The organism is Cupriavidus sp. 8B, assembly GCF_054589115.1.
Window position 1 is genome coordinate 5161 of sequence record NZ_BAAILO010000647.1, and the last position, 5698, is coordinate 10858.

The 5698-nt window shown below is 66.3% G+C and carries 7 protein-coding genes and 1 pseudogene; 4 read left to right on the forward strand and 4 right to left on the reverse strand.

Annotated elements, in window-relative coordinates; all coding sequences use genetic code 11:
- From ACYP5B_RS51575 to ACYP5B_RS51585, 3 genes are all read left to right on the forward strand, one after another.
- Positions 1–485, forward strand: a 485-nt coding sequence (locus ACYP5B_RS51575) for an NAD-binding protein (RefSeq protein WP_459575242.1), incomplete at its 5' end; no start/stop codon positions are given.
- Between the two features lie 119 nt (positions 486–604).
- A complete protein-coding gene (locus ACYP5B_RS51580) occupies positions 605–1795 on the forward strand; it encodes a glycerate kinase (protein WP_459575244.1) in 1191 nt (396 codons plus the stop codon).
- Positions 1796–1944: 149 nt separating this feature from the next.
- Positions 1945–2319 carry a DUF1484 family protein gene (locus tag ACYP5B_RS51585; RefSeq protein ID WP_318234167.1) on the forward strand — a complete coding sequence of 125 codons (375 nt, stop codon included), beginning with the start codon at positions 1945–1947 and terminating at the stop codon, positions 2317–2319.
- A 425-nt stretch (positions 2320–2744) separates the two neighbouring features.
- Here ACYP5B_RS51585 and ACYP5B_RS51590 read toward each other — a convergent pair whose 3' ends face one another.
- The 3 genes from ACYP5B_RS51590 to ACYP5B_RS51600 form a co-directional block, all read right to left on the reverse strand.
- On the reverse strand, positions 2745–2900 hold the full coding sequence (locus tag ACYP5B_RS51590; protein ID WP_459575245.1) for a hypothetical protein: 156 nt from the start codon (positions 2898–2900) through the stop codon (positions 2745–2747).
- A 24-nt stretch (positions 2901–2924) separates the two neighbouring features.
- Positions 2925–3197: a hypothetical protein gene (locus tag ACYP5B_RS51595; RefSeq protein WP_459575247.1), complete on the reverse strand. Its 273-nt coding sequence runs from the start codon at positions 3195–3197 to the stop codon at positions 2925–2927.
- Between the two features lie 102 nt (positions 3198–3299).
- Complete coding sequence (locus tag ACYP5B_RS51600) at positions 3300–3743, reverse strand: MarR family winged helix-turn-helix transcriptional regulator (protein WP_318234182.1); 444 nt, start codon at positions 3741–3743, stop codon at positions 3300–3302.
- A 132-nt stretch (positions 3744–3875) separates the two neighbouring features.
- Here ACYP5B_RS51600 and ACYP5B_RS51605 point away from each other — a divergent pair, with 132 nt between their 5' ends.
- Entirely contained in the window at positions 3876–5414 is a 1539-nt protein-coding gene (locus ACYP5B_RS51605; RefSeq protein ID WP_318234183.1) for a DHA2 family efflux MFS transporter permease subunit, read from the forward strand.
- 20 nt (positions 5415–5434) lie between these two features.
- Here ACYP5B_RS51605 and ACYP5B_RS51610 read toward each other — a convergent pair.
- Positions 5435–5698 (reverse strand): annotated as a pseudogene (locus ACYP5B_RS51610) (alpha/beta hydrolase); the annotation flags it as partial.

Genomic DNA, 5698 nt, shown 5'->3' on the forward strand with positions numbered 1-5698 from the left:
GCGGCCCGGAAGCAACGTTCGAGACCGTCCGCCCGCTGTTCGAGCTGATGGGCAAGAACATCACGCTGGTGGGTGACAACGGCGCGGGGCAGACCGCCAAGGTGGCCAACCAGATCATCGTGGCACTGAACATCGAGGCGGTTGCCGAGGCCCTGCTGTTCGCCTCCAAGGCCGGCGCGGATCCGGCGCGCGTGCGCCAGGCGCTGATGGGCGGCTTTGCCTCGTCCAAGGTGCTGGAAGTGCATGGCGAGCGCATGATCAAGCGGACGTTCGATCCGGGCTTTCGCATCGGGCTGCACCAGAAGGACCTGAACCTCGCGCTGTCGAACGCGCGCGAGATGGGCGTGTCGTTGCCGAACACGGCCACCTGCCAGGAGTTGTTCAATGCCTGCGCAAGCCATGGCGGCTCGGATTGGGATCACTCCGCACTGGTCCGCGCGCTTGAGCTGATGGCCAATCATGAAGTAGCCTCGAAGAAAGACTGAGGGCCCACCTCACCAGCCGTCTTTGCTTGTCAGGGCGGCGCCAGCAGCGGCCCTGCCAGCCCCCTTCCCCCGGTACGGCCCTTGCCCTTGGGCGAGCGCCGTCTGCCTCGCCCAGCCTTATGCCAAGCCTTGCCAATCCCCTCATAGTCATTGCCCCCGATTCGTTCAAGGGCTCCCTTGCCGCCGACCAGGTCGCCACCGCCATCGCCACCGGGATCCAGCGCGCGCTGCCCGGGGCGACGATCCGGCAACGCCCGATGGCGGACGGCGGCGAAGGCACCATCGACGCCATGCTGGCCGCCGGCGGCCAGCGCGTCGGCATCCAGGTGCGCGGCGCGGACAGCACGACGCGCACCGCCACGGTAGCGCTGCTCGCAGGCGACCGCGCCGTGATCGAGTCCGCGGAGATCGTCGGCATCACCGATCCGGCGGGCATGGCATGCCCCGTTGCGCAGCGCTCGACGGCCGGCCTCGGCGATGCCATCAAGTCGCTGCTCGACCTGGGCGTGCGCGAGATCTTCGTCGGCCTTGGCGGCAGCAGCACGAACGACGGCGGCGCCGGCCTGCTGCATGGCCTGGGGGTGCGCCTGCTGGATGCGCACGGCCACGACATCCTGCCCACGCCCGCCGCACTGCCGCAGCTGGCGGCAATCGATGCCAGCCAGCTCGACCCGCGGCTGGCATCCACGAAGCTGGTGGCAATGTGCGACGTCACCAACCCGCTGACCGGCCCGCAGGGCGCCACTGCCGTGTTCGGCCCGCAAAAAGGCGTGCAAGCGCAGGATGTGGATGCCATCGATGCCGCGCTCGCCGGCTACGCCAGCCTGCTGGAGCCGGCGCTCGGGCGCCACGCCATGGACGCGGCGGGCGCGGGAGCGGCCGGCGGCCTGGGCTACGCCTTGCTGATGCTTGGCGCGCAGATGCGCCCTGGCGCCGACATCGTGGCGGACTGCGTAGACCTCGATGGCGCGCTCGCGGGCGCCGACTGGCTGATCACCGGCGAGGGGCGCAGCGATATGCAGACGCTAAGCGGCAAGGCACCGTTGATCGCCTGCCAGCGCGCCCATGCCTGCGGCGTGCCCGCCACACTACTTTCCGGTGCCATCGACCCCGCCGCGCTGCCGGCCCTCGGGACACATTTCACGGGTTGCTTTTCCCTGGCGCCCGGCCCGATCACCGTCGAGCAGGCCATGGCCAACGCGAGTGCTTTGCTAGCGGATGCGGCGGAGCAGATGGCAAGGCTGCGCTTCGCCAGCACGCACCCGCTCGAACATGGACGCCCTCGCCAGGCGGGCGACGCCTTGCACTAAGAGCAACGGCAAACCTGCCTGCAAATCCAGAAATTTCCTAAAGGTGAGCGGCCGCAGAAGCAGTATGCTTTTGCGAGTCCGCCACTCTCGCGTTGAAGCAGGCGGCCTGGTCTTGCCTCCCATTGCCTCACCCTCCTGAAGGAGCTTGCATGCATCCCAGCGCCCGAGCCGGCCCCAGTTCGACCGCCCACAGCGACAGTCCCACCGCCCCCCTCCTCGCCATCAGCAAGCAAGGCGATCTCATCGCCGAGCTGATCGGCATGACACGTCCCGCCAATGCCGAGGAACAGCCCCGCATATCCGAACTGATCGACCAGATCGAAACGCAGGATCGCGGCCTGCGCGAACGCATGACCAACAGTTGCGCGGAGTTGCAAAGCGTCAGCGCCGGGATGGATAGCCTGCTGCAACTAGCGGAACTGCAGAGCGAGAAGACGGAGGAGGCTTACGGCTTGTATTGCTTGCTCAAGTTGCTGAAGCTGCAGCTGGATGATGCCGTGGAAGACGTGGCTCGACTGGTCTGAGACGCCGGCAGCCGGGCCAGAACCGCGACTGCCGCTCCACAGGGCCGTGGCCTCCAGGTCGAAGACATCGCAAGCCGTGACGCTATGCCAGCGGTTATGCGAATCGGATTTGATTTAAATAGAATTCTTTAAAAAATCCTGATAGAACGCATTCTCAAGTAAGCCTTTTAGCGCCGCATTCCACATTCATGTGGAGGAGCCCACCCCCGCTGTGGAGCCGCAAGCCCCGTTGTTCTTGTCCAGGCTGACGGTGGAATCCTACACCCGGACCATCTACAAGAAGCTCGCCATCAACTCGCGCACGCAGGCGCTGTCCGCAGCGCGCTCGCAACGGCATGCTGCCGTAGCGGGACGCGCATCGGCGGCGGCACGGCCCGCGCCGACAGCCGCTACGTGCTACCCGCCGGGCCAGCTCGCTGGCTGGCTTACGCCGTGGTGTCGACCATCGAGCCCGAGGTGCTGCCGCCCTGCGCCTGCAATGCCTGCGCGAGCGCACCGGTCGCGGTTTGCAGCGACGCCGACGTGCTGGCGATCTCCGATTGCGCCGCGGCCATGGCAGCCACCTTCGCTTCGTCGCTCATCCTGCTGGCCTGCACGGACTGGAGCTAGCGCTGCTCCTGCGCCAACTGCTTTTGCAGCGCGGCGATCTGCTTCTTCAGTTCCTTGACGGTATCGGATTCGGTACTTCTGCTACTGCTACTGCTGCTTCCACCGCCACCAGCCTTGCCCGCGCCGGCGCCAGCCGCCGGGCCACCGACGGGCGCGGTTGAGGCCGTGCTGCCGGCCTGGGTATCCGCGGCCCCGGCCGACGAGGCCTTGACCGGGGTGGTGGAGCCGGGAAGCGTCACTTGCGGCGTGACTGCGCTGATGCCCGACATGTTGGGGTTATCCGTTGAGTTTGGGATAACCTGATCATCGGCGCCGGGGCGGAGAACTTTAGGGGTTTTGGATGGGGCTTGCTGGTCGCTTGCTGCCCGCCGTCAACGATCGACGATCGTGCCCAGGTTTTGGCGCACGCGCTGGAGCAGGCCGATCAGTTGTTCGCGCTCCGGCTCGCTGAGGCCGGCCAGCGCCTCCGCCGCTACCTCGTCGCCGACCCGCCGGGCCTTGTCCAGTGCCTTTTCCGCCTTGGGCGTCATGCGCACCAGGCGCTCGCGGCGGTCTTCCGGGTTGGGCACGCGTTCGATCCAGCCGCCCTCTTCCATCCGGTCGAGCAGGCGTCCCGCCGAAATCGGCGCGACTTCCAGCAGTTCGGCCAGCCGCACCTGGTTGACTTCACCGTAGTGCGACAGGTAGGCGAGTGCGCGGCATTGCGCCCGGGTGAGATCGAGGGACGACTTGGCCAGTTCATCGAAGCGCTTGCCGTTGAGGCGGCCAACGTCCGAGACCAGGAAGCCAAAGCGTTTTTCCAGTTTCGTTTCCATGGCGCGATTGTACAAAGATCTCCTTCGGGCAAGCCGGCGCGCCGGCAAGAAGCAGCTTGCCACGCGTTGGCGTGGCCCTATAATAAGCATGCTTATCATCTAGCCACAACTCTCCAGCAGGTTGTCTTATCCATGTCTTCCGAAGCGGTAGCCGGGCGCGTAGAAATGCCGCTCAACCGTCCCATGATCACCATCGCGATCATGGCCGCGACCCTGATCCAGACGCTCGACAGCACCATCGCCAATGTGGCGCTGCCGCACATGCAAGGCAGCCTGTCGGCGTCGCAGGACGAGATCACCTGGGTGCTGACCTCGTACATCGTCGCTGCCGCGATCGCCACGCCGCTCACCGGCTGGCTGTCCGACCGGCTCAGCGTCAAGCGCCTGCTGGCCATCTCGATCACCGGCTTTACCATTGCCTCCGCGTTCTGCGGGATGTCGGACACCCTGGCGCAGATCGTGGCGTCGCGGCTGCTGCAGGGCATTTTCGGGGCGTCGCTGGTGCCGCTGTCGCAATCCATCCTGCTGGATATCAACCCCCGCGAGAAGCAGGGGCAGGCAATGGCGGTGTGGGGCATGGGCGTGATGGTGGGGCCCATCCTGGGCCCGACGCTGGGCGGCTGGTTGACCGACAGCTACAACTGGCGATGGGTGTTTTTCATCAACGTGCCGATTGGCGCATTCGCGTTGTTCGGCGTGATGTCCTTCCTGCCCAACCGGGCGCCTGCGCGGGCCGTGAAGTTCGATGCGTTTGGCTTCATCACGCTTGGCCTGGCCATCGGCGCGCTCCAGGCCATGCTCGACCGCGGCGAACAGCTCGACTGGTTCGGCTCGCTGGAGATCCGCATCGAGGCCATCCTGGCGGGGGTCAGCTTCCTGTACTTCCTGGCGCACACCGCCACGGCCGGGCCCAAGTCATTCTTCCGGTACCAGTTGCTCAAGGACCGCAACTTTGCCACCGGCGCCTGCTTTATCTTCGTGATCGGCGCGGTCATGTACGCCACCCGCGCCTTGCTGCCGCCGATGCTGCAGAACCTGATGGGCTATCCCGTGGCCACAACCGGGCTGGTCACCGCGCCAAGCGGCGCCGGCACCATGCTCTCCATGCTGCTGGCCGGGCGCCTGCTCAAGCGGATCGATGCCCGCGTGCTGCTGTTTGCAGGCTTCCTGATTTCCGCTTTCGCGCTGTGGCAGATGATGCAGTACACCGTGGTGCTGTCGGTGTCCGATATCGTCTGGCCCGGCATCATCCAGGGCTTTGGCCTGGGGCTGGTGTTCGTGCCGCTGAGTGCGCTGACATTCTCCACGCTCGCGCCGGAGCTGCGCGCGGACGGCACGGCCACCTACAGCCTGATGCGCAATATCGGCAGCAGCATCGGCATCTCCGTGATCCAGACCTTGATGACGCGCAACACGCAGGTGGCCCACGCCGACCTGGCGGCCCATGTGAGCGTGTACAACCCGGCCCTGCAATCGCTGCTGGCAAGCGGCTCGCGCTATGACCTGGCCATGCTCAACCAGTCGATCAACCAGCAGGCCGCGATGATCGCCTACCTCAACGATTTCAAGGTCATGTTCCTTGCCACGCTGCTGGTGGTACCGCTCATCCTGCTGATCAAGCCCACGCGCCACGTCGACGACGATGCCGTCGCGCACGCGGCCATGGACTGACGCGCCTGACCGACGCGTCTTTAACTGGCGGCCCCGGCGATTCGCTGCCGGGTATCGAGGTATTGGGCCACGGCACGCTGGAATACCGGCAGCTTGCCGGTGAAAAAATGGTTTGCGCCGGGCACCACCACGACCGGCAGCTCCTGCGGGCGCGCCCAGTCGAACACCGCTTGCAGCGGCACATTGGCGTCGTTCTCGCCGTGGATGACAAAGGCATCGGCCGGCACCGTGGGCGTGTCGTACGAGCGCCCGCCGGCCGCCGGCCCGGCCGGCATGCCGGCCAG

Coding starts and splice junctions, on each gene's coding strand:
- ACYP5B_RS51580 (WP_459575244.1), top strand. CDS start 605: ATGCCAAGCCTTGCCAATCCCCTCATAGTCATTGCCCCCGATTCGTTC.
- ACYP5B_RS51585 (WP_318234167.1), top strand. CDS start 1,945: ATGCATCCCAGCGCCCGAGCCGGCCCCAGTTCGACCGCCCACAGCGAC.
- ACYP5B_RS51590 (WP_459575245.1), bottom strand. CDS start 2,900: ATGAGCGACGAAGCGAAGGTGGCTGCCATGGCCGCGGCGCAATCGGAG.
- ACYP5B_RS51595 (WP_459575247.1), bottom strand. CDS start 3,197: ATGTCGGGCATCAGCGCAGTCACGCCGCAAGTGACGCTTCCCGGCTCC.
- ACYP5B_RS51600 (WP_318234182.1), bottom strand. CDS start 3,743: ATGGAAACGAAACTGGAAAAACGCTTTGGCTTCCTGGTCTCGGACGTT.
- ACYP5B_RS51605 (WP_318234183.1), top strand. CDS start 3,876: ATGTCTTCCGAAGCGGTAGCCGGGCGCGTAGAAATGCCGCTCAACCGT.